This window comes from Mycolicibacterium alvei (genome assembly GCF_010727325.1).
Lineage (GTDB): Bacteria > Actinomycetota > Actinomycetes > Mycobacteriales > Mycobacteriaceae > Mycobacterium > Mycobacterium alvei.
The window spans coordinates 4,130,369-4,157,279 of the sequence record NZ_AP022565.1 but is presented as its reverse complement, the minus strand read 5'-3'; the positions used below and the strand labels follow the sequence as shown (position 1 = coordinate 4,157,279).

Sequence of the window (26,911 nt, the reverse complement as noted above, 5' to 3'; positions counted from 1 at the left end):
GAGCTCCCCCGATGTCCACCCGTCTCGACGCTTCGCCGACGGTCACCACCCCCACCCGCACCTGGGCGGCGCTGGCGGTACTGATGCTGCCGGTGTTGCTGATCGCCATCGACAACACGGTGCTGGCGTTCGCACTGCCTGCGATCGCCGAAGATTTCCGGCCCACGGCGTCCACCCAGCTGTGGATCGTCGACGTCTACTCCCTGGTGCTGGCCGCACTGCTGGTCGCCATGGGCGGGCTCGGTGACCGGTTCGGCCGGCGCCGCCTGCTGCTCATCGGCGCCACCGGTTTCGCGATCGTCTCGGTCGCAGCGGCGTTTGCGCCCAGCGCGGCCTACCTGGTTGCCGCACGTGCTGCCCTCGGCGTGTTCGGCGCGATGCTGATGCCGTCGACGCTGTCGCTGATCCGCAACATCTTCACCGAGGCCTCGTCGCGGCGACTCGCGATCGCCATCTGGGCGTCGTGCTTCACGGCGGGCTCGACGCTGGGCCCGATCGTCGGCGGCGCGCTGCTACAGCACTTCCACTGGGGCTCGGTGTTCCTCGTGGCGGTGCCGATCCTGCTGCCATTGCTGGTGCTGGGGCCCCGGCTGGTGCCCGAATCGCGTGACCCGAACCCGGGCCCGCTGGATCTGGTCAGCGTGGTGCTGTCGTTCACGGCGATGCTGCCGTTCGTGTGGGCGATCAAAACCGCCGCCCACGATGGGTTGTCAGGTTTCGCCGGGCTGGCCTTCGTCGTCGGTATCACGTCGGCGGTGCTGTTCGTGCGCCGCCAGAAGCGCAGTGCCACACCGATGCTCGACATGGGGTTGTTCTCCTACGCCCCGTTCAGCGCGTCGATCCTGGCGAACTTCCTGTCGATCGTGGGGTTGATCGGGTTCATCTTCTTCATCTCACAGCACCTGCAGCTGGTGCTCGGCCTGTCCCCACTGGCGGCGGGTCTGGTGACGCTGCCCGGCGCGGTGGTGTCGATGATCGCCGGAATCGGTGTGGTCCAGCTGGCGAAACGCTTCGCCCCGCAGACGTTGATGATCACCGGGCTGATCTTTGTCGCACTCGGTTTCCTGATGATCCTGGCGTTCCGCCACGATCTGTCGGTGGTCGCGGTGATCGTGTCCTTCATCGTGCTCGAGCTCGGCGTCGGAATTTCCCAAACGGTGTCGAACGACACCATCGTGGCCTCGGTGCCGGCCGCCAAAGCCGGTGCGGCATCGGCAGTCTCGGAGACCGCCTATGAGCTGGGCGCGGTGGTGGGCACCGCGACGCTGGGGACCATCTTCACAGCGTTCTACCGCAACAACATCCAGGTGCCGGCCGGGCTTACCCCGGCGCAGGCCACCGACGCCGGTGAAAGTATCGGCGGGGCCACCTCGGTGGCGGCCGATCTGCCCGCCAAGATCGGGGACCCGCTACTCGAAACGGCCCGCATCGCCTTCGATTCCGGTATCGCCCCGACCGCGCTGATCGCGGCGGCACTGGCGCTGGCCGCGGCGGGCATCGTGGCGACGGCGTTCCGCAGGCCGGCTCAGCCCTGACGTTCCGAGGGTTCGCCGGCCACCCGCGCCGCGAACACCCCGGCGATCGAGGTTGTGGCAATGGTGACGAGCGCGCCGAGCATCAGCGCCGCAGACTCACCAGGCGCAAGTAGGTGCTGCTCGGTGCCCAGTGTCGCCGCCGCGACCGGCACGCCGAGTTGGGCCGCGGAGAGCACCGCGAACGCCATCGGCTGTCCCCGCAGCCGGCCCACCGCGTGGGCCAGTACCGCGCCAAGGCCCAAAGCCACACCGAGCAGGACGAATTCGGGATGATCGGCCAGTTCACGGACCTGCAACGAGGCGCCCAACCAGACGAAGAACAACGGGCCGAAGAAGCCGTCGGTGATGCCGAACAGCTGCCTGGCCAACCGGCGCGGTTCACCGATCGCCGACACCGTCAGTCCGAGGGCGAAGCCGGCCAGCATGATCGAGACGTGCGTGGCGATCGCCAGTGCCGACAGTCCGAACAGGAAGATCAGGCTGAACCGAAGTTCGAGCGCCAACTCGTGCCTCGCGGAGTAGTGGTGCACGCGTCGGCGCATGCCCCGTGCATACCCGGCGCGCAGCACGAGGAACAGCACGCCCGCGCAGCCCGCGATGGCCAGCGCCCCCAGGGCCGCGCGCGGAGCCCGCTGGATGTCGATCACCAAGGGCAGCAACACGATCGATGCGGTATCGGCGATGGCGATCTGGGCGGTGACGGACAGCACGTGCGGGCCTTGCAGGCGCAGGCCGTCGAGCACAGGTAGGGCCAGCGCAGCCGACGACGATGCCATCACCACGGCGTACAGCGCCGCATGCCCGGTCCCGAACACGTGCGCGATCACGACGCCGAGCACCGCGGCCACCGCACCCACGAAGACCGCCCGCAACAGCGCCTTGGGGATGGCGGTATGCAGCGCGGTGTCGCGCACCGGGACGTGGGTGCCGACGACGAACATCACCAACGCGAAACCGATGTTGGCCAGCAGCGTGAATATCGGGTCGTTGTGATCGACGATGCCGAATCCGGTTCTGCCGACCACGATCCCCGCGAGCAGCTGGCCGATGACCACCGGGATGCGCAGTCGCGGCACGGCGGCCAGCGCCGGTCCGGTCAGGCCGATGACCGCGATCAGGGCCAGCGTGTCGAACCCGAACCCGGCCATCGGCACAGATTAAGCGCTGATCCAATTCCCGTGGAACCCGTAGGGCACGCGTTGCGGCAGTTTGACGGTGGCGACGGGTTTTCCGCCGAAGTCCGACGCGTCCAGGATCACCAGGTCACTGCCGTCGCGCTCGGGGTCATAGACGTAGCCGAGGTACCACCCGTTGCTCTCGTCGGCCGGCCCCGCCCCTGGGACGAACACCGCTTCGCCAGGTCCGCCGGACTCGAGTTCGTGGCGTACACCGGCACCGGTGGTCAGGTCGTAGCGGATCCAGGCATTACCCGCCACGGACACCGAATACCGGGCGGGCAGGCCGGCCAAGCGGTCATCGATGCGCGGGAACTCCACTCCGGCGTCGTCGAGCTGGCGTTCGCGGACAGTCCCGGCCGCCAGGTCGATGCGCCATTCCCACAGCACGCCGTCGACGTCGAACCCACCGTCGTTGCGCCACAGCTCGGGATAGCGAACCGCCTGCAGCACAATCGAATCACCGTCTTCGTGCGCGTTGGCCACGTGGAACACGTAGCACGGGTCGACGTCGAACCAGCGGATCGGTGCGTCGGGATGGTCACGACGCAGCACGCCGAACCGGGCGCCATACGTGTCGCTCCAGCGGTAGGGCATGTCTCCATCGCCCTTGATCGCCACGTCGAGGTCGAACACCACCGGCAGATCCATGAAGATGACATGACCCGCGGTCATCGCGAAGTCATGCATCATGGTGTGCGCCTTGACATCTACTGAACGGTTGATGATCAGATCGCCGCCGGCATCGGCGCGGTGGTAGGTCACGTAGGGCTCGAAGATGCTGCCGTACCCGAAGAAGTGCAACTCGCCGGTGGTCGGGCAGATCTTGGGATGCGCGGTCATCGAGTCGACCAGCTTGCCGCCGAAGTCATAGGCGCCCACGGTTTCCAGATCGTTGGTGATCTCGTAGGGCAGTGAGGATTCCACCAGCGCAAGGGTCTTGCCCGCGTGATTGACCACATGTGTGTTGGCGACGGCCGCGCGCAGGTTGCGGGTGCCGTCGGCGTTGTAGAGCGGGAAGTCCTCGATGAAGCTGTCGGTACGCACCCAGCGATTGCGGTACCACTTGGCCGCACCGCCTTCGATGCGCACGCCGTGGATCATGCCGTCGCCGGTGAACCAGTGCGCTCCTGCCTGGCGTGGGTTGGGCCCGTTGCGCAGGTACCAGCCGTCGAGTTCGGCGGGAATGGCGCCCTCGACGGGCAGGTCGGATGCGGTGAGTTCGTCGGCGACGGGCGAATAGTTTCCGCGTCGGAAGAAGTCCGTTTCGCCGATCGGCAGGGCTGAAGTCATAACCCACGGTGACATTCCACAAGTGACATGTCAATAGTGGAGGTTAAGATGACGCCATGAGTCTGCGCATGGCGGCACTTGGCCTGTTGGCACAACACCCCGGCAGCGGGTATGACCTGCTCAAACGCTTCGAGAAGTCGATGGCCAACGTCTGGCCCGCCACCCAGAGCCAGTTGTACGGCGAGCTCAACAAACTGGCCGCCGCCCACCTGATCGAGGTAACGGCGATCGGCCCGCGCGGGCGCAAGGAGTACCGCGTCACCCCGGATGGTCGCGCCGAGTTGGTGCGCTGGATCGCCAACCCGCAGGACGATCCACCCGACCGCAGTGCCGAGCTACTCCGCGTGTTCCTGCTCGGCGAAGTACCCCGCGACCAGGCCCGCGAGCATCTTGCGACGCTGGCCGCCGACGCCGAATCGGAGGTGGCGCGGCTCAAAGAGCTGGAGGCATCGATCCGCTGGGGCGACACCGACGAGGACCTCTACGCGCACGCCGCCCTGGAGTACGGCCTGCGCGCCAACGCCATGCGTGCCGAGTGGGCGCACTGGCTCGGGAAAACTATCGACAACCGATAGATGTCGATATATCGTTGACGCATCGGAAGCATGTCGCTTCCCCACCGACAACGAAGGACTCCTCTCATGACCAATCAATTCACCCCGCCCGGCTTCGGCTTCGTCCCGTTCGGTCCGCACGAGGCCCGCGAGATGTTCCGGCAAGCCCGCACCGCCCGTCGCGACCTGCGCGATCAGATGCGAGCCCAGGCCCAGTCCGCGTGTGAACAGGGCGTCGACCCGACCTGCCAGACCGGGTTCGGCGGACCGGGCTTCGGCCCAGGATTCGGCCCCAATTTCCGCCCTGGGCGAGGAATGGGTTTCGGCTTCGGAAACCTCGGCGGCCCCCGGGCTCGCGGCGGACGACGCGGCCGCCGCGGTGATGTGCGCGCCGCCATCCTGACGCTGCTGGCCGAACGCCCCATGCACGGCTACGAGATGACACAGGAGATCGCCACCCGCAGCAACAACCTGTGGAAGCCCAGCCCGGGCTCGGTATATCCGACCCTGCAACTGCTGGTCGACGAAGGGCTGATCACTCCAACCGAAACCGAAGGCAGCAAAAAGACTTTCGAGCTGACCAAGGAAGGTCGGGAGGCCGCCGCTCAGATCGACACCCCGCCGTGGGCGCAGATCATCGCAGACCAGGAAGACGAGACTCCGGGTCACCAGAACCTGCACGGCGCAGCCGCCCAGCTGATGGCCGCCGTCGGTCAGTCAGCCTTCGCCGCCGACGAGGCGCAACAACAGCGCATCCTCGACATCGTCAACAACGCCCGCCGCGAGATCTACCAGGTCCTGGGCGAGGAGTAACAGCCCGTAGGCTGCCGTTGTGAACAGCTTCGTCACGATGCTCGCGCCGGCGGTCGTCGCCGTCCTGACTGCGGCCGCTGCGGTCATCGGAATCCAGTTCCGAGATGTCGACGCCTATGAGCGCCGGCGCGGGATCTGGCAGTGGCTTCTGGTCCTGCTCGCCGCCGCCGCGACGATGGGGGCCGTCGGCTCGGCATCCGGTGTCGGTTCCGGGGACCGGTGGGAAGCCCTCATCATGGCGGTGGTCGGCGTGGCTGCCGTCATCGTCGCCCATGTGATGTGGCGGCGACGCGTCCCCGATGCCGAGCCCCGCAACATTGCGATCGCGACGGCTGCCGCCGCGTGCGCGGTCCTGGTGATCGTGGGAGTGACCGCACTGACCTACACCGGGAACAAGGGCTGCCGGCAGGCCCAACTACTGGTGGACTACACCCGCGCGAGCACCGGCGCGGTAATGCCCGCGTTCGACGCCAATCAGGGGCCGACGGTGGCGGACTTCGAGAACTGGTCGAAACTCATCCGCGAGGCGGCCGACCAGGTGACCGACGGCAAGACCGCGCCGCACGCCCATCGGATGGGCGAGCTGGCCGGGCAGATCACCGACGCAGTCCGCAAGAAAGACAAGGCCACGCACGCAGTTCTCGGCGCGCAGTACTACGACGAGTTCAACGCGATCGTCGCGAAGTGCCAGCGGTAGTAGGTCAGTCGATCTCGACCCAGTCCAGGGTGCGCGAAACTGCTTTGCGCCACCCGGCGTAACCCCCTGAGCGCTGCTCGTCATCCCACTGCGGGCTCCAGCGCTGGCCTTCCTGCCAGTTGGCCCGGAGGTCGTCGGGGCTCTCCCAGAACCCCACCGCGAGCCCCGCCGCATATGCCGCACCCAGCGCCGTGGTCTCGGCCACCACGGGTTTGACCACATCGACCCCCAGCACGTCGGCCTGGATCTGCATGCACAGCCCATTGGCGGTGATTCCGCCGTCCACCTTCAGAACCTCAAGGTGCACACCGGAATCGGCTTCCATGGCCTCCACCACGTCGCGGCTCTGGTAACAGATCGCCTCCAGGGTGGCCCGAGCCAGATGTGCATTGGTATTGAAGCGGGACAGCCCGACGATGACACCCCGGGCGTCCGAACGCCAGTAGGGTGCGAACAGCCCGGAGAACGCGGGCACGAAGTAGACGCCGCCGTTGTCGGCCACCTGCCGGGCCAGTGCCTCGCTCTGGGCCGCACCGCTGATGATGCCCAGCTGATCGCGCAGCCACTGCACCGCCGAACCGGTCACGGCGATCGAGCCTTCAAGGGCATAAACGGGGTTCGAGTCGCCGAACTGGTAGCACACCGTGGTGAGCAGTCCGTTGTCCGAGCGCACGATCTTCTCGCCGGTGTTGAGCAGGAGGAAATTGCCTGTGCCGTAGGTATTCTTGGCCTCGCCGGGTTCCAGGCACACCTGGCCCACCATGGCGGCCTGCTGGTCACCGAGGATTCCGGTCACCGGCACCTGCCCGGCCAGCGGCCCGTCGTCGCGGGTGATGCCGAACGAGGCCGGATAGGACGACGGCTTGATCTCGGGCAGCATCTGCCGTGGAATCGAGAAGAACGACAGCAGCTCGTCGTCCCAGTCCAGCGTTTCCAGGTTCATCAGCATGGTGCGGCTGGCGTTGGTGACGTCGGTGACGTGCACACCGCCGCGATAACCACCGGTGAGGTTCCAGGTCACCCAGGTGTCGGGCGTGCCGAAGATCGCGTCACCGTTCTCCGCATCGCGTCGGACTCCGTCGACGTTGTCGAGGATCCACTGGATCTTGCCGCCCGAGAAGTAGGTCGCGGGCGGCAGCCCGGCCTTACGGCGAATCACGTCGCCACGGCCGTCACGGTCCAGCGCGGCGGCGATGCGGTCGGTGCGGGTGTCCTGCCAGACGATGGCGTTGTGGTACGGACGGCCCGTGTGGCGGTTCCAGACCAGCGTGGTCTCCCGCTGGTTGGTGATACCCAGCGCGGCAAGGTCTCCGGCCACCAGGTCGGTCTTGTTCAAGGCGGTCATGACGGCCGCGGAGGTACGTTCCCAGATCTCGACCGGATTGTGTTCCACCCACCCCGCTTTGGGCAGGATCTGCTGATGTTCGAGCTGGTGGCGCCCCACTTCGGTGCCACCGTGATCGAAAATCATGCATCGGGTGCTGGTGGTGCCCTGGTCGATTGCAGCTACGAAGTCGGCCGGCATTGATACATCATGGCGTACATGAGTATCGATCGGATGCCCCGCGGCGGACCGAACGCATCGTGTCTGGACCGACTGCTGGAAACAGATCGGCAGGAATACCTGGACCGCGACGGCGCGCTGGACTGGGCCGGCCGGTTCTTCAAGAGCCATCAGCGGTTTGCCGCGATCGCGCTCGATCTGGTTGCCGACGTGCCCGATCCGCGGATTCTCGAATTGGGCGCCGGGCAGGGCGGAGTGTCGCTCCAGCTGCTGACCGACCATCCTTCCGCGCATGTCACCGTCACCGACCTCCACCCGGAATCGGTCGACCGCATCGCCGCGAGTGACCTCGGCAGTCATCCCCGCGCCGAGGTCCGCCAGATGGACGCCACCGAGATCGACGCCACCGACGGCAGTTACGACCTCGCCGTGTTCGCCTTGTCGTTCCACCATCTGCCCCCGTCGCAGGCCGCGCGGGTGTTCGCCGAGGGCACCCGCGTTGCCAAGACGCTGCTGATCATCGATCTGCCGCGACCGCCCGCCCCGCTGCACGTGTTGCGCCTGGCGACGATGCTGCCCCTGGCCGCAGTGCTGCCGTTCGTGCACGACGGGATCATCAGCTCGCTGCACAGCTACAGTCCCTCGGCGCTGCGTGCGCTGGCCGCGCAAGCCGATGTCTCGGTGGAGTTGAGCGGTGGCCTGCTCAGCCCGCAGATCGTCGTCGCCCGCGCGGCCTCGTCGTAACGTGTAGCACCCAGGCGAACGGCAGCGTGGCCACCAACGTCACGAGGAACAACACGGTCGCCGAACCGGTGTACACGTGCCAGCCCAGTACGAACTCCATGACCAGGTCCATAGCGACCACGTGCAACAGGAATATCTCGTAGGAGATCTCGCCCAACCACACCATGGGCCGGCTGCCCATCACCCGCGCGTAGCGCCCGTCGTCGCCCAGTGCCAGCGGAGCCACCACGAGTGTCGCGATGAGCACGTAGAACATCGTCTTGGCCACGTCCTCACTCAGGCCGAGGGTGAGCGCCGTCGTCGTGCCCGCGATCGGGGTCGAGACCACCAGATAGCAGGCCAGCGCCAGGGGCAACGTCGCCATCGCGTAGCAGCGCACACCCATCGTCGCCAGCACCGCCAGCATCATCCCCCCGACGAACCACACCAGGTAGTGCGGCAGCCACGCCCCGCCGCCCACCGGCAGCCAGTCGGTGTTGTGCAGCAACACCAGCCAGAGCGGGCTCAGCGCACCCAGCACCGCCAACCCGACCAGCAGCAGCACCGGCCGAAACCGCTTGCGACATAAAACCACCAGCAACAGATACGCCAGCAGCGGCAACACCGCGTAGAACGCAACCTCGACCGCCAGGCTCCACATCTGGCTCAGGCCCTGGTGCAGATAGGTGGTGAAGTAGTCGTCGCTGTAGATCTGGGTCAGCGTCAGATTGCGTAACAGGCCCGCCCAGGTGTGCCCGGGATTCGGTTGCACGGGCCGAAGTTCGTAGATGCCGTAGACGATCAGGACGGTGACGACATACGCGGGCATGATGCGGCGGAACCGATTTCGCGCATAGCGACGGGTGCTCGGCGCATCGGCCGCTGCGGCGGCGGCCTGCACCCACGGACGGAACAACAGCAACCCCGAGAGCACGAAGAAAATCGCCACCCCGACCTCGAGGCGGGCGCCGATCAGACCCAGATATCCCTGCGACAGCAGGCCGGTGCCGTACGCCGCGTGGGTTCCCATGACGGTCAGCGCGGCCACCGCGCGCACCCCGGTCAACGCGGCGACGCGATCCGCATGCGAGACCTGTTCGAGCCCGCCCTGATCGTCGTCGCCCGGTGAGGTCATTTGGCCATTCTGCTGCGCGCACCGCTGTTCGCGTTGTTGCATCGCGGGGTGGGTGATGAGGTCAGCAGTACCGAGTTCAGCCGCGCGCACCGGCAGGAGTACCGACGCAAGGTACAGCTGTGCCTGGACGTATTCGAAACCATGCTGGCGCAGTCCAGTTTCGAGTTCGAGCGTCCGCTCACCGGCATGGAGATCGAGTGCAACCTCGTCGACAACGAGTACCAGCCGGCAATGACCAACCAGGAGGTGCTCGCCTCCATCGCCGACCCGGCCTACCAGACCGAATTGGGCGCCTACAACATCGAATTCAATGTCCCACCACGCGCGCTGCCCGGCCGGGCCGCACTGGATCTGGAGCACGAGGTGCGGCGCAGCCTCAATGCCGCGGAGATCAAGGCCAACGAGGACGGTGCGCACATCGTGATGGTGGGCATCCTGCCGACCCTGATGCCCGAGCACCTTTCGGACGGCTGGATGAGCAAGTCGACGCGATATCAGGCCCTCAACGAATCGATCTTCACGGCCCGCGGCGAGGACATGCCCATCGACATCTCCGGACCGGAACGGCTCAGCCTGCAATCGGCATCCATCGCACCGGAGTCCGCGTGCACCAGCATGCAACTGCACCTGCAGGTGTCCCCGGCCGATTTCGCCCGCAACTGGAATGCCGCCCAGATACTCGCCGGGCCCCAGCTCGCGGTGGGCGCCAACTCGCCGTATTTCTTCGGCCATCAACTGTGGGCCGAGACCCGCATCGAGCTGTTCACCCAGTCCACCGACACCCGTCCCGACGAGCTCAAGGCGCAGGGCGTACGGCCGCGGGTCTGGTTCGGCGAACGGTGGATCACCTCGATCTTCGACCTGTTCGAAGAGAACGTGCGCTACTTCCCGTCGCTGCTGCCCGAGCTGTCCGACGAGGACCCGGTGGCCGAACTCGCCGCGGGCCGGGCTCCTCAACTGGCCGAGCTGCGGCTGCACAACGGAACCATCTACCGGTGGAACCGCCCGGTCTACGACGTGCTGAACGGTGTCCCCCACCTGCGCGTCGAGAACCGCGTCCTGCCTGCCGGCCCGAGCGTCGTCGACATGCTGGCCAATGCGGCGTTCTACTACGGTCTGCTGCGGACGCTGTCCGAGGAGGACCGGCCGTTGTGGACCAAGATGACCTTCGCCGCGGCCCACCACAACTTCGTCGAGGGTGCCAAGCACGGGCTCGACGCCAGGTTGTACTGGCCCGGTCTGGGCGAGGTGACGCCCGATGAGTTGGTGCTGCGCAGGCTGCTGCCGATGGCCCACGACGGGCTGCGCCGTTGGGGTGTGGCCGGGGAGGTGTGCGATCGCTATCTCGGGGTCATCGAAGGCCGTGCCAAGACCGGCCGGACCGGGTCGACCTGGCAGGTCGCGACGGTGCAGAAACTTCAGTCACAGGGGTTGAACCGGCCCGAGGCGCTGGCCGAGATGCTACGGCGATATGTGCAGCGGATGCACAGCAACGAGCCGGTCCACACCTGGGATTGAGACGCGTACGTTGGGATCATGACATCTGATCAGGTCTTGGACTGGGATGGCGCTTACAGGGGCGAAGCAGGTTTCGAGGCCACGCCGCCGTGGAACATCGGTGAGCCACAACCCGAGCTCGCCGCGCTGCACCGGGCCGGGAAGTTCGAGAGCGATGTCCTCGATGCGGGCTGCGGCCATGCCGAGTTGTCACTGACGCTGGCGTCCGACGGCTATACCGTCGTCGGGCTGGATCTGAGCCCGACAGCGATCGCCGCGGCCAACAGCGCCGCGCAGGTACGCGGGTTGTCGACGGCCAGTTTCGCCCAGGCGGACATCACGTCGTTCACGGGCTACGACAGCCGGTTCAACACCGTGGTCGATTCGACCCTGTTCCACTCGCTGCCGGTCGAAGGACGCGACGGGTACCTGCAATCCATCCACCGCGCCTCGGCGCCGGGGGCACACCTGTACGTGTTGGTGTTCGCCAAGGGTGCGTTCCCCGCCGAGGTGGAGACCAAACCCAACGAGGTGTCCGAAGACGAGCTGCGCGATGCAGTGTCGAAGTACTGGGTGGTCGACGAGATCCGGCCGGCCTTCATCCATGCCAACGGCATGGCGCTGCCCACCGACGCTCCGTTCGAATTGCCGCCGCACGACCGTGACGAGAAGGGCCGGATCAAGTTCCCGGCCTTCCTGCTGACTGCGCACAAGGCCTGACCTACCCGTCTAAAACGGTGGGTCGTCCGGTTCCGGCGGCGGTGGTGGTGGCGGTTCCCAATCCGGGGGTAGCTCTTCGGGTTCGAAGGGGTCGTTGATCGAGGCGCAGTACGGACTGACGCTGAGCTCATTGCCCTTGAACAGCTTCAGGGTGGCCCGCATCCGATTCCGGTTGCGGCGCCGGCCAAGCTCTTTACGCCGGGCCTTCTGGGTGTAGCGGTAGCTCTCATTGACCGGCCGCAGCCGCCGGTTCTTGGCCCGGGCCCGCTCGACGCGCGCCGCCCGGCTCAGCTTCGGCGGGCGCACCGGGGCGGGCTGCGCGCACGGAGCCGGGGCGAAGCTGTTGAACAGATCGGCCCCACCCGGGGTGGTGCGATAGGTCTTGCCCGTCGGAGACGTCCACACCACGCTGCCGTCGGGGTGCTGCTCATCGTGCCAGTCGCCAAAGGTCTTGAGCCGGTGATGGAAACGGCACAAGCACTTCAGGTTGGCCGATACCGTCAGCCCTCCGCGGGCCGGATTGTTGTGGTCGAACGGGACCGTATGGTCGATGTCGCAGTCTTCAGCCGGATGCTCGCAGCCCGGGAACCGGCAAGTCAGGTCGCGGCACCGGACCCAGCGCTGAACCGACACCGTCGGTTGGTAACGGAGCGCGGCGGCAGCATCCACCTCCGGTTCGGTCACCAGCCGCATCGTGGCCTCGGCCGCCAGTTCACGGATCTGCTCGGCATCGACCACTCCGTAGCCAAAGACATAACCCGGCGTCGTCCCGGCGCCCACCACCGTGTCACGCTCGGCGATCACGTTGACCACCACCGGCAGCGTTGACGATTCTGATGGCGTGGCCGAGCGGGTAGGGCACTCGGCGTGGCCGCATTCGCACAACAGCTCTCGGCCCTCGGCCAGGGCTTCGATTGCATCCGAGCGACGTTGGTCGGTGCTGCGCGGATCTTTCGCGCATGGCCTGGCCGACATTTCGGAAAGCTTTACGTCAAAGGTCAATCCGGCGCGAGTCGTGACGACGGCCTCGATCTTGGCGGTGCCATCACCTAGCGGCTTGACCTTGACCCGGCGGCGGTCGGTCGCACGTTCCCGTTCAGCGATCGCGGCCGGATCCAACAGCTTCACCTTGGCGTCAACCGTGGTGGTGATACGACCGTCGGACCAGCACTGCCACCCACCGACTTGCTCAGCCAGCTCCGCATCGATCTGGGCCATCGCCTTCGCCGTGACGAACCGGGTGCGTGCGATCACGATTTGCACTGTGCGCCAGTCGGTCCGGCCCTCGGCCAGCAGCGCGCCCAATCGAGGCAGCGAATCCCGCAGCGCCTCGGCTTGGGTGACCAGCCTGCTGGCCGCAGCTGCGGTCAGGTTCAACGACGCACCCACCTCAGCACTGGCCCGGGCGAACCCCGTGACGATCATGTAGTTCGGGTGAACCCCCTCGACATTGAGTTCAGCCGTCCGCTGCGCCAGCAAGGCCGCCACCGCTGCCATCCGAGCGGCGATCAGCCGGGCCTCGACACGGGAGCCGTCGGTGAGGGCATCAACGAGTCGGGCCGGTGCTGCCGGATCGAACTCGATGTCGAACATGTGTTCGATTATGCCATGGGGCACCGACAGATGATGGCGGAATCACGTTGGCCACCCAACACGCAGCCCGCAATAGTTAAACAAATGCTTGACTATCCCGTCACTGAGGTGAATGGTTAATCATGTGCTTAACCATTCGGAGTCCGACGCCGGTCACGTCTTTCACGCCCTCGCCGACCCGACCCGTCGCGCGATCGTGGAACGGCTGGTCCGCGGCCCGGCTCCGGTCAAGGCGCTGGCCGAACCGCTCGCGATGTCCCTGCCTGCCGTGATGCAGCACCTGAAAGTGCTGGAAGAGGCGGGCGTCATCGTCACCGAGAAGGTCGGCCGAGTCCGCAGCTGTCGGATCGAACCTAAGGCGCTGCGGGACGCCGAACGCTGGCTCAGCGGTCAACGGACGGTTTGGGAACGGCAGCTTGATCAACTCGACGACTACCTGAAGGGAACATGATCATGGCGGTAACGCACTCGACGTTCACCCTGGAACGCCACTATCCGGTCTCGGTCGAGCGAGTATTCGAAGCATGGGCAGATCCGGAGGCACGCCGGCGATGGATGGCTCAGGGAGCAGAGCACTCTCAGGACTTCGTGGTGGGCGGCCACGAGACGGTCAAAGGGGTCGATGGACAGGGCCGCCCGCTGACCTACGAGGCGCAGTATGCCGAGATCGTCACCAACGAAAGAATCCTCATGACGTCCACTTTGCGCACCGGAGAACAGTTGTCGACTGTCTCGGTCACCAGTGTCGAATTCCAAGCCGAGGATGCAGGCACCCTGCTGGTGTTGACCGAGCACGGCATGTATCTCCCCGGCCAGGAACAACCCGCTTGGCGTGAGCAGGGAACCGCACGGCAATTGGACACCCTGGCCGCAGAATTCTGAGCACGGCGCACGGCGTCAGTGGTCTCGATGAGCGGCGTCGAACACGTAGGTCGAGGAGCCGCGGGGAATCGACTCGGCACGACAGCTAGGGCACGTCCCGCAACACCGAGGCGAACTGCTCCAGATCCTCGGCTGTCGTGTCGACATGCGGCGAGACCCGCAGCACCGGCTTGGTCATCTCGAACGGAGCCCGCGCGAGTTCGCATGCAGTGGTGACGATTCCGCGTTCGGCGATCAACCAGGCCCGCACCGCGGTCGGATCGGCCCCATCGGTCGGTTCGAGCGTGGTGATCGCGGTGGGTTCATCGACGGGTTCCACCACCCGCCATCCCGGCACCCCGGCCAACACCTGCCGCGCCGTGCGACCCATCTCGGCAAGGCGGCCCCGGACGATCTCCGGTCCGGCCGCCAGGTGTTCTCCCAGAGCAACCGAGTATCCGATGCGCGTCGCGGCGTTGTGCTCACCGTGTTCGAAGCTCTGCAGCACCGTCATGGGCACATCCCAGGACGCGGGCGGGAAACGTCGCTGCAGCCGGGAGGCCAGTGCCGGCGCCACTGCGAGGAACCCGACCCCGCGGGGCCCGGCCAGCCATTTGCGCGACGACGAGTAGATCGCATCGGTACCGACGTTGCAGTCCAGATGCCCGAACGCCTGCGCGGCATCCACCACGATCGGGACGCCCGCCGCGCGACACACCCCAACCATCTCGGCCAGCGGCTGGGCCACCCCGCGATGGCTCGCCAGCGCCGTGAAGTGCACCAGCGCCGGTGGATCGGCGGCCAACACGCGGGCGGCCTCCTCGACGGCGACCCGGCCATCCCCATCGACGGGTAGAGCGCGCACCTGAAAACCGTTGGCGGCCATGACCGCGAGATTCGGCCCGAATTCGCCGGGCAGGCACGCGAGTGTGCGTTCCCCGGTCCAACTACCCAGCAACAGATCCAGGGAATGGTTGGAGCCTGACGTGTAGACCACATCGCCGGCGTCGAGTCCGGTCAGCACGCCGATCGCGGCCCGGCCCGCTGCGAGCACAGGTGCGGCTGCCTCGGCGGCCACGTAGCCGCCCACTTCGGCCTCGTGACGCGCGTGTGCGGCGACGGCGTCGATCACCGCGAGGCTCTGCCGCGAACACGCGCCACTGTCGAAGTGCAGGCCGGCGACTTTGGGGCGGGCGTCGGCCCACTGCTGCGCGAGGCTCATTTCACCGCCAGAGACAGGCCGAAGTCACCGGCGTCATCGGTCCACCAATGGGTCTGCTGCAGACCGGCGTTCGCCAGTTCACCAGCCACCCCGTCAGCCCGGAACTTGCAGGACACCTCGGTCAGCATCTCCTCACCGGCGTCGAACTCCACGTCGAGACCCAGCGCAGCCACACGCACCTGCTGCGGCGCCTTCGCCCGCAGCCACATCTCGATGCGCTCCTCATCGGCATTCCATTTCGCCACATGCTCGAAGGCATCGAGATCGAAGTCGGCGTCGAGTTCACGGTTCACCACCGACAGCACATTGCGGTTGAACGCCGCGGTGACACCGGCACTGTCGTCGTAGGCGCGGACCAGCCGGTCGGGGTCCTTGACCAGATCGGTACCCAACAGCACGCTGTCGCCGGGCTGCAGGGTATCGGCCAGGGACGCCAGGAACTCCGCCCGCGGACCTGGCGTCAGATTGCCGATCGTCGAACCGAGGAACGCCACCAGGCGTCGCCCCACCGCCGGGATCTTGCCCAGATGCTCCTCGAAATCACCACAGACCGCCTCGATCTCGACGCCCGGATACTCCTGGCCGATGGCATCACCCGCGGCGCGCAGCACTCCGGCGTCGACGTCGAACGGAATGAACCGCCGCAACCGTCCGCCGTCGCGCATAGCGTCGAGCAACATCCGCGTCTTCTCCGACGTGCCGCTGCCCAGCTCGACGAGGGTGTCGGCACCGGCGGCCGCAGCGATCTCCGGCGAGCGGTCCCGCAGGATCTGCGCCTCGGTCCGGGTCGGATAGTACTCGGGTAGCCGGGTGATCTGGTCGAACAGATCGCTGCCGACGGAATCGTAAAACCACTTGGGCGGCAGCATCTTCGGAGACTCAGCCAGTCCCCCACGTACATCGCGACGCAGTGCGGTGGCGGCGGAATCGGCCGCCAGATAGTTCGACAGGGTGAGCGTCATACCGAACCTTTCAGTGGGGTGAGCTCGACATGAGAGTCAGAGACGTGCACCAGATGGCGGTCCGGGATGTCGGACCAGCCGGGATCGTCGTCGTAGGGTTCACTGGCGAGCACGACGCCATCCGGCAACCGCAGCATCGACAAGGTGTCTCCCCAGGTCGTGGCGACCATACGAGAACCGTTGGCAGCCAAGATGTTCAGCCGGGCATTCGGATCCAGCGCGCCGACCGCGGCCACCGTCTGCCCCAGAGCATCCAGACCCCGCTCGAAGATCAACGCGGCCAACTGCGCGCTGTCCACGGTGGACTCAGCGACCCCGGTCAACGGCAGCACCGCGCGATCCACCACCCCGTTGTGCGACAGCAGCCACCGACCGTCGGTGAACGGCGCCGACGCCGAGGGTTCGATCGGCATGCCGATGGTCGCCGAGCGCACCGCAGCGATCACGCACCCACTGCTCAACGCCGGTGCGACCGAGGCGAAGGAGGCATCACCCCACAACGGCTTGTCGCTGCGCCACCGGCGGGGCACTCCGTCGTCGAAAAATCCTGCGCCCCAACCGTCGGCATTCATCAACCCGTGCTTCTGGCGCCGTGGCGCATACGACTGCACCAGCAGCCCCTGCGGCGGATCCAACACCAGCGCGGCCACCGACCGCGGCGCGCCCAACCACCCGATGTGCCGGCACATCAGGGGGCATCCCAGGCCAGGCGCACACCCGAGAAGATCTGGCGCCGGATCGGATGGTCCCAGTTGCGGAAGCTCGGCCGCAGGATATCGGCGGACACTGCCCACGACCCACCGCGCAAGACCCGATAGTCGCCTTCGAAGAAGGGCTCGGTGTAACGGTCGTAGACCATCGGGGTGAAGCCGGGCCAGGGCCGCAGCGTCGACGTGGTCCATTCCCAGACATCACCCAACATCTGCTCGACGCCATAGGCCGATGCGCCGGCCGGGTAGGCACCCACCGGTGCGGGCCGACGTGCCTCGCCTCCGAGGTTGGCCAGCACTTCGGTGGGTTCGCAAGCACCCCAGGGGAATCGACGACGGGCCCCGGCCACCGGATCCCACGCGCAGGCCTTCTCCCACTCGATCTCGGTGGGCAGCCGGGCTCCTGACCACGCCGCGTAGGCCTCGGCTTCGAAGAACGTGACGTGCTGGACCGGTTCGTCTGCCGGGATGGTCTCGACGTGGCCGAACCGGGTGCGGGTGCCGTCCCGGCCCCAGAACTCGGGCGCCGTCAGACCCGCCTCCTGGCGGTGGGCCCAGCCGCGCGAAGACCACCAACGAGACTGCCGATAGCCGCCGTCGTCGATGAACTCGCGCCACTCGGCATTGGTGACCGGCACCCGCCCGATGCGAAAGTCCGCGACGTCCACCTCGTGCGCCGGACGCTCGTTGTCGAGCGAATGCGGTTCGGTGAGTTCGTCGACCCCGAGCACAAACGGCCCGCCCGGAATCAGAACCGAGGTACCGGCCACGCCGGATCGCGCGGCAGGCAAGGCGGTTCCGGTGCCGAGCAGCGGCGGTCCGGACCGCAGGTTCAGCGCCTGCAACATCGTCTCGTCGTGCTGGTTCTCGTGGCTGATCACCAGGCCGAAGTTGAACGCGGAATCGTCGGCATCGAGGACGTCCAGGGCATCCAGTGCCTTGGATCGCACCGTCGCACAATAGGTTCGCGCGTCCGCCGGAGGCAGCAGTGGCAGGTCGACGCGGCGGGCCCGGGAGTGCACGAAGGCGTCGTAGAGCCGGTCCACCTCGGGATCGAGCAGGCCCGGGCGGTCGAGGTCGCCGCCGCGCAGCAGCCACAGCTCCTCCTGCTGACCGATATGGGCGAGGTCCCAGACCAGCGGGCTCATCAGCGGGCTGTACTGGCGGTCCAGTTCGGCATCGTCGAAGTCGACCAGGCCCAAGGTGCGGTCCCGCGCCCGGGTGAGCTGCTGCGCCAGCGTCTCACGTGTGGTCAAAGCTCGCCCTTCACCAGTTGGCTCATCGCAGAAGCGATTCCATGGCCCACCACCTGGTCGGCGAAATCGTCGGCCGGGCAGCGTCCCTCCTGAACCGAACGCGTCAACAGCTCCATCGATTCCGTCAGCTCCGCCGGCGCCCGCTCCGCCGCGGCCGAAACACACACGAGCGCCGCTTCCCGGAGGCGTCGATCGGTCAGCCCGATCCGGGCCGCCCGGTCCCATGCCGTGGCCACCGGGGCCGTCGCCTCGGTGGCGATCGCGGCGGCCCCCGGATCATCCAGGAGAGTCGTCGTCATGAACACCACCGCGGGCCAGAGGGCATCCGGCACGCTGTCGAGATAGCGGATCTCCAGCCAGCGCCGTGGCCGCACCGGCGGGAACAGCGTCGTCAGGTGGTATTCGAGGTCTGTTTCGGTGGGGCGGCGGCCGCCGAGCACCGCGCGGCCGTCGGCCCAGTCGGCGAACGGGACCCAGTTGGTCACCGGGACCGCTTCCGGTGGGTTGATCAGCATCACCGGCGCCCGCAGTGCGTACCGCGCCCAGTCACTGGCCGGATCCTTGCCGTCGGCGCCCAGAATCGGGCCGCACCGGGCGGAATCCAACTGGCTCCACACCCGCTGCCGCGACGACTTCCACCCGGTGAACTGCCCGCCGAGCATCGGCGAATTCGCGGTGATCGCGATCATCGTCGGACCCAGCGCATGGGCCAGACGAACCCGCTGTGCCCAGCCATCCCGCGGGCCTGCGTCGAGGTTGACCTGAACCGAGGCCGTCGACGTCATCATCGCCGCCCCCGCCGCTGCCGACCCGCTGGCTGCGAAGAACGCCTCCATCGCCTGATAGCGCAGGCCCGGGTTGACCCGTTGCGTGGGCCGCACCGGATCGGCGCCCAACAGCACCAGCCTCAGACCGCGGCGTTCGAACACCGCACGCAGTACGGCCCGATCGGCCTGTAGTGCGGTGATGGCCGCCCAAGGTCCGGTTGCCGGGGGGCCGGACAATTCGACCGCACCCCCGGGTTCGACGGTGATCCGGCTGCCTCCGGGCAACGCGGGCACCGAGGCGATCACCTCGGAGAGCTCATCCCAGCCCGGACGCCGCAGCGCATCGTCGACGTCGAAACAGTGCGCCTCGATCTCCAGGCCCACCTGCCCGACCGGCCCGTCACGCAGGCAGTGCGCTTCGATGCACGACGCCGCATGCTCGGCACTGAGAAATTCGACCGGAAGTGGGCGAGCTGGATCAGACGTGACGGGTACTGCCATCGCAATCCCCCTCCCGGTCCTCACCGCAATCAAACGGCTCGGCTAGGTTCCATCATCCAGATAGCACTGACATTTTCTACTGCCCGAGCGTGTTCTGCATGGCGCCCGCCAGCACGTTGACCGCGGGGCCGGCGTTGCCGGACTGACACACCTTCGCTTGTAGCAGTACGTTTTCCCGTTTGCGGGTGGTGTTGAAACAGCGACGGTCGGTGCCGGCCTCCTGTTTCACCCACTCGGCGTCGGTGGCGCTCGCCGGGCCGCCGGTGAACGTCCACACCTGGGTCACGAAGTTGTCCAGGTGCATCGCGGTGGTCTGGCCCGAACATCCGGTGGTGCGGTCCACCACCCGGTGGAACGCACGATCGGCTGCCTCAGCAGTGGCGAACACCCCGATCGCCTGCTTGACGAAATGGTTGTCGTCACCGGCCGCCGTCTGGGTGGTGGCGCCGTTGAACGAGGCGAGGTCCGGGTCGTTGAAGACCTCGGGCAGGCCGATATCAGCCCAGTTGTTGCACACCGGGTTGTCCACCGCGAAACCCTGGAACGGAGCCGTGAACTGGGACTCCCAGGTCATCGGGGCACCGATGATATTGCCCACCGAACCCTTGGGCATCACGGCATAGGACACGACACCGGGATCCGAGGGGCGCGCACCGGCAGGTGCAGCCAAAGCCAGTGCGAGACCGGCCAGCCCGAAACCGACAGTCAGGGCACGCATGCCCTCGATCATGCCAGTCAGTACACCGTCCGCGTGCAGTAGGTTCGGGCCGGCGATGGGTAAGGCCAGGCGTAGTGCCCCGTTTCAGCTGAGCAGGCGGACCCGTCCCGCACGTCGAGGCGCTGGGTCACCTGAACCATCACGCCCGGGCCGCGATCCGTCCGCGAGGTGCAATCGGCCAGCTCCACCATGCCCGCGGGCATACCCAACTCGTAGCAGTGATCGGCGACCAGATTGGGGACCAGACACAGCCGTGCGGTCGACGGGTCGGCGAGTTCGGCGGGCAGATGCTGGTACTCGGTACTCGGGCAGGTCCCGGCGCCGTCGGCGATGGCCCCGACGGTGTAGCTCGGGTCGGCGTCGCAGGACACCTTGGCGGCGCGGGCCGCGCCGGGGGCAGCCGGTGACGTGGCGGGGACAGTCACGCAATCACCGACCGCGAAGACCATGGCTGCGCCGCGCTCCGGGTCGGCGCCCGCACCGCACCCGGCGGCCAGCACCGGCACCGCGAACAGTGCGGCGACCGCGAACCGATGGCGGGTCATGGTTAGCGAGAATCTCACGATTCCCGGAGCTCTGCGCAGCGGTTGGCCGAATACCAACCAGCCCCGAGAGTGGCGTTATGCGGTGACGCCGGCTTTCTGGCAATCAGCGCAGATTCCCCAGAACACGACCTCGGCCTCGTCGACGGCGAAGCCGGCCAGGTCAGAGGGCTCCAGGCAGGGGGTCTCCCCCACAGCGCAATCGACATCGGCGACCACACCGCACACCCGGCAGACCAGGTGATGGTGGTTGTCGCCGGCGCGGGTCTCGTAGCGCGCCGAGGAACCCGCCGGTTCGATCCGACGGACCAGGCCGGCGTTGACGCAGGCCCGCAGGACGTCGTAGACCGCCTGGGTCGACACCGAACCGAGGTTTGCGCGGGCCAGACCGGCCACATCGTCTGCAGTGGAATGCGGATGGTCGGCCAATGCCTGAAGAACCGCGACCCGCGGTGCAGTCACGCGCAGCCCGGCAGCCCGCAACAGGGCCTTGGGATCGTGGTCATGCACCGTGGTCACGGCTCCAGTATGCGCACTCTTTGGAGTCAATCCAAAAGAGTGGGCTGTGATTATGGTCGCGCAGGCGGTGCCGGTGTCGGCGGGGTCTCAGGGCGGTCAGAGCCGCTGCCCGGGCCACCGGGGCCCCACGGCGGCATCATGCCGCGACCGTGTTCCATCCCGCCGGGTCCGCCCATCCCGCCGGGATGGTGCATCATCATGCCGCCGCGGTCATGCCCGCCACGATGGTGATGGCCACCGCCATCGGAATGCGCTCCGAGAAAGAATCCGGCGCCGAAGACCATGGCGACGATGAAAATGCTGCCGGCGGCGATGCCCACCCACGCAAGCGCCTGCAGCAGACGGCTCGGCGTGCGCTCGGCGGGCCGGGCGACCACCGGTTCGGTCGCAGGATCGGGATCGGGTGAGGTTTGAGTCATGACATCGAGCATGCGAGCGCTGTCAAGGTACCGATCAAGAATTGGCTATGAATCAGCTGTGAAAGCGCCGGGAGCTACTGCTCCCAGGGCGTGAACGGGTTCACCGCGTACTGGATGACCCGGTACGGGGTGCCGCCGCGGGCCATGGTGTTCCACTGGCTGATGAAAACGCGAACCTGATCGAGCGTGGATCCCGGTGAGATGTAGCCGCCGTAGGGCTGAGCCAACTGGTTGACCTCCGGCGGCGGCAACGAGTCGACCGGGTCGGGCCAGGCGCTGGCGAACACCACCGTGGTCACCGGCGCGACACCCAAACCCGTGGGGTCGTAGGCGACCCGCATCTCCATGTTTCCGTTGGTGGCGTTGAAGTACGACAGCACCGGCTTGCCATCGATCTGCCGGATGCTCATCTCCCCTACCCGGTCGGAGAACAACGCGGTCGGTGCCTTACCCCAGCCACCCGTTGACGACCAGCCCTGCCAGCCGGCCCGGTCGGTGAAGGTCTTCGGGTTGGCCCGGTACAGGAACGCCGGGCTGCTGCGGTCGAAATTGTTGGCCAGGATGTACACCCACCCAGTCGGAGAGTCGGGTGCCGGGACGGGGTCGTAGTAACCCGTGATCTGCGACTGCGCGCCGCCCCGATACCCCGCTTCGCGCACCGAACCGGGTACTGTCGGCCAATTCGGCTGGGCTGCATCGGCTTTCACCAACCGGGAACTGTACGGCTTGAGGTTGTAGGTGGTGGTCACCAGCATGTAGTTCTCGCGGTTGATCGAGATGACGCCGGCGGGCAACTGCGATGAACCGGGCGGTGCAGAGTCGGCCAGCAATGGTTTGTCCACCCCGGTCACGCCTCGGTAGCGCACACCGCCCGCGTCCTCGATCGAGTCGGCATCGACGTGCAGGGCAACCGGCGAATGCCAGCCGCCGAAGCCTACGGCCTGCCCGGCGAAGCTGTCACCGCACACCTGGAGAACCCGGCTGGGGAACTCCATGAACTCGCACAGATCGGTGGCACCGATACCGTAATCACGGGTGGGGGTGCCGGTTCCGGCGCTCGGCCCGATTCGCAGCACCTGGCCGGGAGCCAGTGCCGGCACCACCGGATCGCCGAACCACGGATCGGCCCCCGCCACCGGTATCGCCGAAACGGCATTCCAGCAGAGAAAAGCCGAGAGAACGCCTGCTGGAATGCGGTTTCGGCGCAAGGTGTGTTTAGAGCTCGGCGGCCAGCAGCTCGGCGATTTGAATAGTGTTCAGCGCCGCACCTTTTCGCAGGTTGTCACCGGACACGAACAAAGCAAGGCCACGCGCGTCGGGCACACCCGGATCCTGGCGGATCCGGCCGACCAGGGACTCGTCGGCACCGGCGGCGGCCAGCGGGTTCGGCACGTCGACCAGCTTCACACCCGGCGCAGCGGCCAGCAGTTCCTTGGCGCGCTCGACTGAAAGCGGTTGCGCGAACTCGGCGTTGATCGACAGCGAGTGCCCGGTGAACACCGGAACCCGCACGCAGGTCCCGCTGACCAGGAGGTCAGGAATGCCCAGAATCTTGCGGCTCTCGTTGCGCAGCTTCTGATCCTCGTCGGTCTCGCCGGAGCCGTCATCAACGAGTGCGCCGGCCAGCGGAATAACGTTGAACGCAATAGGCGCAACATAATTCACCGGCGCCGGGTACGTCAGCGCCGAGCCGTCGTGGACCAGCTGCTCGGCCCCGTCGATCACCGCGCGGGTCTGCGAGGCGAGCTCCTCGACACCGGCCAGCCCACTGCCCGACACCGCCTGATAGCTCGACACGATCAACCGGATCAGCCCGGCCTCCTCGTGCAGCGGCTTGAGCACCGGCATCGCGGCCATGGTGGTGCAGTTCGGGTTGGCGATGATGCCCTTGGGACGCAATCCGGCGTCGCGGGAGAAGTTGACCTCCGAGACCACCAGCGGCACGTCCGGGTCCTTACGCCACGCCGAGGAGTTGTCGACGACGACGGCACCGGCTGCGGCGAACCGCGGGGCCTGCACGCGCGACATCGTCGCACCGGCGGAGAACAGCGCGATGTCCAGACCCGACGGGTCGGCGGTCTCGCTGTTCTCGACCTCGATCTCCTGGCCGCGGTAGGTCAGCTTCCTGCCCTCGGAACGGGCCGAGGCGAAGAACCGGACCGAGCTGGCCGGGAAGTTCCGCTGCTCGAGCAGGGCGCGCATGACCTGGCCGACCTGGCCCGTCGCACCGATGACACCGATCGAAACCATGTCAGCGCCCCGTTCCGCCGTGGACCACGGCCGCTTCCTCGCCGCCGAGGTCGAAGGCCTCGTGCAGCGCGGCGACGGCGGTATCCAGATCCGTGTCCTTCACCAGCACCGAGATGCGGATCTCCGACGTGGAGATCAGGTCGATGTTGACACCGACCTCGGCCAGCGCCTCACAGAACTTCGCGGTGACGCCGGGATGGCTGCGCATACCCGCGCCGACCAGCGACACCTTGCCGATGTGGTCGTCGTACAGCACCTGGCTGAACCCGATCTCGTCCTGCAGCGAGGTCAGCTTCTGCACCGCGCCGGGACCGTTGTCCATCGGGCAGGTGAAGGTGATGTCGGTCTTGCCGTCCTCGACCTTGGAGATGTTCTGCAGCACCATGTCGATGTTCACGTCGGCGTCGGCGATCGCGCGGAACACCCGGGCGGCATAGCCGGGTACGTCCGGGACACCGACGACGGTGACCTTGGCCTCCCCGCGGTCGTGGGCTACTCCGGTCAGAAGGGCGTCTTCCATGGGGATGTCCTCGATCGATCCTTTGACGATGGTGCCGGGCTTGTCCGTGTACGACGAGCGCACGTGAATCGGAACGTTGTATCGGCGGGCGTATTCCACGCAGCGCAGCATCAGCACCTTGGCGCCGCACGCGGCCATCTCAAGCATCTCCTCGAAAGAGACGGTGTCGAGGTGGCGGGCGTTGGGCACGATGCGCGGGTCGGCGGTGAAGATGCCGTCGACGTCGGTGTAGATCTCGCAGACGTCGGCTTTCAGGGCGGCGGCCAGCGCGACGGCGGTGGTGTCGGAGCCGCCGCGGCCCATGGTGGTGACGTCCTTGCTGTCCTGGCTGACGCCCTGGAACCCGGCGACCAGCACGATGACGCCCTCGTCCAGCGCATCGCGCAGGCGGCCGGGGCTGACGTCGATGATCTTGGCGTTGCCGTGGGTGCCGGTGGTGACGATGCCGGCCTGCGAGCCGGTGAACGAGCGCGCCTGGGCACCGAGGGACTCGATGGCCATCGCGACCAGGGCGTTGGAGATGCGCTCACCGGCGGTCAGCAGCATGTCCATCTCGCGCGCCGGCGGGGCCGGGGAGACCTGACGGGCCAGGTCAAGCAGGTCGTCGGTGGTATCGCCCATCGCGGAGACCACGACGACGACGTCGTTGCCGGCCTTCTTCGTCTCGACGATGCGCTCGGCCACGCGACGGATCCGATCGGCATCCGATACCGAGGATCCGCCGTACTTCTGTACGACGAGCGCCACTGTCAAACCCTTCAGAACGCTGGATTGAGTCCCACACAGGATAAGGGAGACACGCACGCGGTTTTCCCCGCCGGTAGCTTGGCTGACGTGTCTGCCACGCCGAACGGCCGCCTGGCCGGCACCAGCGTGCCGATCCACCCCGATCTCGCGGCCCGCTGGAGCCCTCGGGCCTTCGACCCCGACGCCGCTATCGCCGCTGACCAGCTCACCGCACTGCTGGAGGCCGCGCGGTGGGCCGCCAGCTGGGGTCACCGGCAGCCGGTGCGGTTTGTCGTGGGCCGGCGGGGCGATGAGACCTTCGTTACATTGACCGGCCTGCTCAAACGCGGCAACAGCTACGCGCATGCGGCCTCGGCCCTGATTCTGGTGTGCGCGGACCAGGGAGAGGATGAGAGGACGGCGGTGTACGCGGCTGTCGACGCCGGGGCGGCGATCGCCCAGCTGACGGTCGAGGCGGTGTCCCGCGGGCTGATCGCGCATCCGATGGCGGGCTTCGACGTCGACGGCGTGCGGGCAGCCTTCGGGGTTCCCGAGGGCGTGCGGCCGTTGGCCGTCATCGCGGTGGGCACGCTGGGGGACTACTCGACGGCCGACCCGGCGATCGTCGAACGCGACAGCAGGCCCAGGGAACGGCGGCCGCTGGAGCAAATTGCATTCGGCGGACGCTGGGGAATTCCGCTCGGCTGACGGGCGCACCGGCTAGTTTTGGTGAAGCACTGCGGGAGGAACACATGGCAGGACAGGCCATTCGCAAAGCCGTCATCCCCGCCGCCGGGATCGGTTCACGCCTGCTACCGCTGACCAAGGCAATCCCGAAGGAGATGCTGCCGGTCGGCGACAAGCCGGTCATCGAACACACCGTGCGCGAGCTGGTCAACTCCGGCATCACCGACATCACGATTGTGGTGTCCGGTGGAAAGACCTTGATAGAGGAGCATTTTCGACCGAATACGACACTGGCTGATCAGCTGCGCGCGGACGGCAAGGACGCCTATGCCGACGCGGTCGAGGAGGTCGGCGAGCTGTCTGCCCGTGGCCACATCACCTACCTCCATCAGCACGGGCCGTACGGCAACGGCACCCCGGTACTCAATGCGTCTCGCTCGTTCGGTGACGAGCCGGTGCTGGTGCTGTGGCCCGACGACGTATTCGTCGCCGAGGTACCGCGCGCCCAGCAGCTGATCCGGGCCTACGAGCAGACGTCTTCGCCGGTGCTGGCGTTGATGCCGATGGCTCCCGAGCAGTCGTACCGCTACGGCGTACCGATCGTGAAGGAAGATCTGGCCGACGGGCTCCTGCGGATCACCGGAATCGTCGAGAAGCCCCGGCCTGTGGAGGCGCCGTCCGGCTATGCGGCCATCGGCGGATACGTCATCACCCCGGGTGTCATCGACGAGCTGCGCGAGCAGACGAAACGTTGGTACGAGGGCACCCAGACCGGTGAGATCTACCTGACCGACGCGATCAATTCCTACGCCAGGGATCACGCCGTCTACGGCCAGGTGATCCAAGGTCACTGGTACGACACCGGCAATCCGGCCGACTATCTGGTCGCACAGTTCGCCTTCGCGTTGGCCCATCCCGAATACGGCCCCGCGTTACGGCAGTTGGCCGATGAGCCAGATCCGCTGCTGCACAAGCTTTCACGGGAGACCGGGGAGGGCTGACCCAGATGAAC

At 67.0% G+C, this 26,911-nt stretch carries 28 protein-coding genes; 11 read left to right on the top strand and 17 right to left on the bottom strand.

Annotated elements, in window-relative coordinates; translation table 11 throughout:
- The first annotated feature begins 11 nt into the window (after positions 1 to 11).
- Positions 12 to 1,535: an efflux MFS transporter LfrA gene (gene lfrA, locus G6N44_RS19830; protein ID WP_163666824.1), complete on the top strand. Its 1,524-nt coding sequence runs from the start codon at positions 12 to 14 to the stop codon at positions 1,533 to 1,535.
- On the opposite strand, the gene G6N44_RS19825 is transcribed toward lfrA, so the two are convergent.
- Both G6N44_RS19825 and G6N44_RS19820 read right to left on the bottom strand, forming a co-directional pair.
- Entirely contained in the window at positions 1,526 to 2,683 is a 1,158-nt protein-coding gene (locus tag G6N44_RS19825) for a cation:proton antiporter (RefSeq protein ID WP_163666821.1), read from the bottom strand. The genes lfrA and G6N44_RS19825 overlap by 10 nt on opposite strands.
- A 9-nt stretch (positions 2,684 to 2,692) precedes the next feature.
- Positions 2,693 to 4,003: a carotenoid oxygenase family protein gene (locus G6N44_RS19820; RefSeq protein ID WP_163666819.1), complete on the bottom strand. Its 1,311-nt coding sequence runs from the start codon at positions 4,001 to 4,003 to the stop codon at positions 2,693 to 2,695.
- A gap of 56 nt (positions 4,004 to 4,059) precedes the next feature.
- On the opposite strand from G6N44_RS19820, the gene G6N44_RS19815 reads away from it, so the two are divergent.
- From G6N44_RS19815 to G6N44_RS19805, 3 genes are all read left to right on the top strand, one after another.
- A complete protein-coding gene (locus tag G6N44_RS19815) occupies positions 4,060 to 4,578 on the top strand; it encodes a PadR family transcriptional regulator (RefSeq protein ID WP_163666817.1) in 519 nt (172 codons plus the stop codon).
- 66 nt (positions 4,579 to 4,644) lie between these two features.
- Positions 4,645 to 5,370, top strand: coding sequence for a PadR family transcriptional regulator (locus G6N44_RS19810; protein WP_163666815.1), 726 nt, complete (start codon positions 4,645 to 4,647; stop codon positions 5,368 to 5,370).
- Between the two features lie 19 nt (positions 5,371 to 5,389).
- Entirely contained in the window at positions 5,390 to 6,067 is a 678-nt protein-coding gene (locus tag G6N44_RS19805; protein WP_179964417.1) for a hypothetical protein, read from the top strand.
- A gap of 4 nt (positions 6,068 to 6,071) precedes the next feature.
- Here G6N44_RS19805 and glpK read toward each other — a convergent pair whose 3' ends face one another.
- Positions 6,072 to 7,592 carry a glycerol kinase GlpK gene (gene glpK / locus G6N44_RS19800; RefSeq protein WP_163666813.1) on the bottom strand — a complete coding sequence of 507 codons (1,521 nt, stop codon included), beginning with the start codon at positions 7,590 to 7,592 and terminating at the stop codon, positions 6,072 to 6,074.
- Between the two features lie 9 nt (positions 7,593 to 7,601).
- Here glpK and G6N44_RS19795 point away from each other — a divergent pair, with 9 nt between their 5' ends.
- Positions 7,602 to 8,315 (top strand): class I SAM-dependent methyltransferase, encoded by a 714-nt coding sequence (locus tag G6N44_RS19795; protein WP_179964416.1) that lies wholly within the window; start codon positions 7,602 to 7,604, stop codon positions 8,313 to 8,315.
- On the opposite strand, the gene G6N44_RS19790 is transcribed toward G6N44_RS19795, so the two are convergent.
- Positions 8,275 to 9,429: an acyltransferase family protein gene (locus G6N44_RS19790; RefSeq protein ID WP_163666812.1), complete on the bottom strand. Its 1,155-nt coding sequence runs from the start codon at positions 9,427 to 9,429 to the stop codon at positions 8,275 to 8,277. The genes G6N44_RS19795 and G6N44_RS19790 overlap by 41 nt on opposite strands.
- Before the next feature lie 48 nt (positions 9,430 to 9,477).
- Here G6N44_RS19790 and G6N44_RS19785 point away from each other — a divergent pair, with 48 nt between their 5' ends.
- Positions 9,478 to 10,947 (top strand): glutamate-cysteine ligase family protein, encoded by a 1,470-nt coding sequence (locus tag G6N44_RS19785; RefSeq protein ID WP_163670174.1) that lies wholly within the window; start codon positions 9,478 to 9,480, stop codon positions 10,945 to 10,947.
- An 18-nt stretch (positions 10,948 to 10,965) separates the two neighbouring features.
- The gene (locus tag G6N44_RS19780; RefSeq protein ID WP_163666810.1) at positions 10,966 to 11,646 is read left to right on the top strand and encodes a class I SAM-dependent methyltransferase; all 681 of its coding nucleotides are present in this window, start codon (positions 10,966 to 10,968) and stop codon (positions 11,644 to 11,646) included.
- A 9-nt stretch (positions 11,647 to 11,655) separates the two neighbouring features.
- On the opposite strand, the gene G6N44_RS19775 is transcribed toward G6N44_RS19780, so the two are convergent.
- Positions 11,656 to 13,239 (bottom strand): HNH endonuclease signature motif containing protein, encoded by a 1,584-nt coding sequence (locus G6N44_RS19775; protein ID WP_163666808.1) that lies wholly within the window; start codon positions 13,237 to 13,239, stop codon positions 11,656 to 11,658.
- A gap of 112 nt (positions 13,240 to 13,351) precedes the next feature.
- Here G6N44_RS19775 and G6N44_RS19770 point away from each other — a divergent pair, with 112 nt between their 5' ends.
- Complete coding sequence (locus tag G6N44_RS19770; protein ID WP_163666805.1) at positions 13,352 to 13,690, top strand: ArsR/SmtB family transcription factor; 339 nt, start codon at positions 13,352 to 13,354, stop codon at positions 13,688 to 13,690.
- Between the two features lie 2 nt (positions 13,691 to 13,692).
- A complete protein-coding gene (locus tag G6N44_RS19765) occupies positions 13,693 to 14,121 on the top strand; it encodes an SRPBCC family protein (protein WP_163666803.1) in 429 nt (142 codons plus the stop codon).
- A gap of 85 nt (positions 14,122 to 14,206) precedes the next feature.
- Here the strand turns inward: G6N44_RS19765 and egtE are convergent, their stop codons facing one another.
- The 12 genes from egtE to G6N44_RS19705 form a co-directional block, all read right to left on the bottom strand.
- A complete protein-coding gene (gene egtE, locus G6N44_RS19760) occupies positions 14,207 to 15,322 on the bottom strand; it encodes an ergothioneine biosynthesis PLP-dependent enzyme EgtE (protein WP_163666801.1) in 1,116 nt (371 codons plus the stop codon).
- Positions 15,319 to 16,284 carry an L-histidine N(alpha)-methyltransferase gene (gene egtD, locus G6N44_RS19755; RefSeq protein ID WP_163666798.1) on the bottom strand — a complete coding sequence of 322 codons (966 nt, stop codon included), beginning with the start codon at positions 16,282 to 16,284 and terminating at the stop codon, positions 15,319 to 15,321. The genes egtE and egtD overlap by 4 nt, the downstream gene beginning before the upstream one ends.
- Positions 16,281 to 16,973 carry an ergothioneine biosynthesis protein EgtC gene (gene egtC, locus G6N44_RS19750; protein ID WP_163666796.1) on the bottom strand — a complete coding sequence of 231 codons (693 nt, stop codon included), beginning with the start codon at positions 16,971 to 16,973 and terminating at the stop codon, positions 16,281 to 16,283. The genes egtD and egtC overlap by 4 nt, the downstream gene beginning before the upstream one ends.
- The gene (gene egtB / locus G6N44_RS19745) at positions 16,973 to 18,250 is read right to left on the bottom strand and encodes an ergothioneine biosynthesis protein EgtB (protein WP_163666794.1); all 1,278 of its coding nucleotides are present in this window, start codon (positions 18,248 to 18,250) and stop codon (positions 16,973 to 16,975) included. The genes egtC and egtB overlap by 1 nt, the downstream gene beginning before the upstream one ends.
- Entirely contained in the window at positions 18,247 to 19,518 is a 1,272-nt protein-coding gene (gene egtA, locus G6N44_RS19740) for an ergothioneine biosynthesis glutamate--cysteine ligase EgtA (protein WP_163666792.1), read from the bottom strand. Before egtA ends, egtB begins: the two co-directional genes overlap by 4 nt.
- A gap of 76 nt (positions 19,519 to 19,594) precedes the next feature.
- The gene (locus G6N44_RS19735; RefSeq protein WP_170309412.1) at positions 19,595 to 20,236 is read right to left on the bottom strand and encodes a sensor domain-containing protein; all 642 of its coding nucleotides are present in this window, start codon (positions 20,234 to 20,236) and stop codon (positions 19,595 to 19,597) included.
- 17 nt (positions 20,237 to 20,253) lie between these two features.
- The gene (locus G6N44_RS19730) at positions 20,254 to 20,781 is read right to left on the bottom strand and encodes a hypothetical protein (protein ID WP_163666788.1); all 528 of its coding nucleotides are present in this window, start codon (positions 20,779 to 20,781) and stop codon (positions 20,254 to 20,256) included.
- Between the two features lie 75 nt (positions 20,782 to 20,856).
- The gene (locus tag G6N44_RS19725; protein WP_163666786.1) at positions 20,857 to 21,297 is read right to left on the bottom strand and encodes a Fur family transcriptional regulator; all 441 of its coding nucleotides are present in this window, start codon (positions 21,295 to 21,297) and stop codon (positions 20,857 to 20,859) included.
- Between the two features lie 50 nt (positions 21,298 to 21,347).
- On the bottom strand, positions 21,348 to 21,716 hold the full coding sequence (locus G6N44_RS19720) for a hypothetical protein (RefSeq protein WP_235682820.1): 369 nt from the start codon (positions 21,714 to 21,716) through the stop codon (positions 21,348 to 21,350).
- Positions 21,717 to 21,790: 74 nt separating this feature from the next.
- Positions 21,791 to 22,924 carry a DUF4185 domain-containing protein gene (locus tag G6N44_RS19715; RefSeq protein WP_179964415.1) on the bottom strand — a complete coding sequence of 378 codons (1,134 nt, stop codon included), beginning with the start codon at positions 22,922 to 22,924 and terminating at the stop codon, positions 21,791 to 21,793.
- Positions 22,925 to 22,931: 7 nt separating this feature from the next.
- The gene (locus G6N44_RS19710; protein WP_163666782.1) at positions 22,932 to 23,966 is read right to left on the bottom strand and encodes an aspartate-semialdehyde dehydrogenase; all 1,035 of its coding nucleotides are present in this window, start codon (positions 23,964 to 23,966) and stop codon (positions 22,932 to 22,934) included.
- A gap of 1 nt (position 23,967) precedes the next feature.
- The gene (locus tag G6N44_RS19705) at positions 23,968 to 25,233 is read right to left on the bottom strand and encodes an aspartate kinase (RefSeq protein WP_163666780.1); all 1,266 of its coding nucleotides are present in this window, start codon (positions 25,231 to 25,233) and stop codon (positions 23,968 to 23,970) included.
- A gap of 87 nt (positions 25,234 to 25,320) precedes the next feature.
- On the opposite strand from G6N44_RS19705, the gene G6N44_RS19700 reads away from it, so the two are divergent.
- Both G6N44_RS19700 and G6N44_RS19695 read left to right on the top strand, forming a co-directional pair.
- A complete protein-coding gene (locus G6N44_RS19700) occupies positions 25,321 to 25,920 on the top strand; it encodes a nitroreductase family protein (RefSeq protein WP_163666778.1) in 600 nt (199 codons plus the stop codon).
- Positions 25,921 to 25,964: 44 nt separating this feature from the next.
- Positions 25,965 to 26,900, top strand: coding sequence for a UTP--glucose-1-phosphate uridylyltransferase (locus tag G6N44_RS19695; protein ID WP_163666776.1), 936 nt, complete (start codon positions 25,965 to 25,967; stop codon positions 26,898 to 26,900).
- Positions 26,901 to 26,911 lie beyond the last annotated feature (11 nt).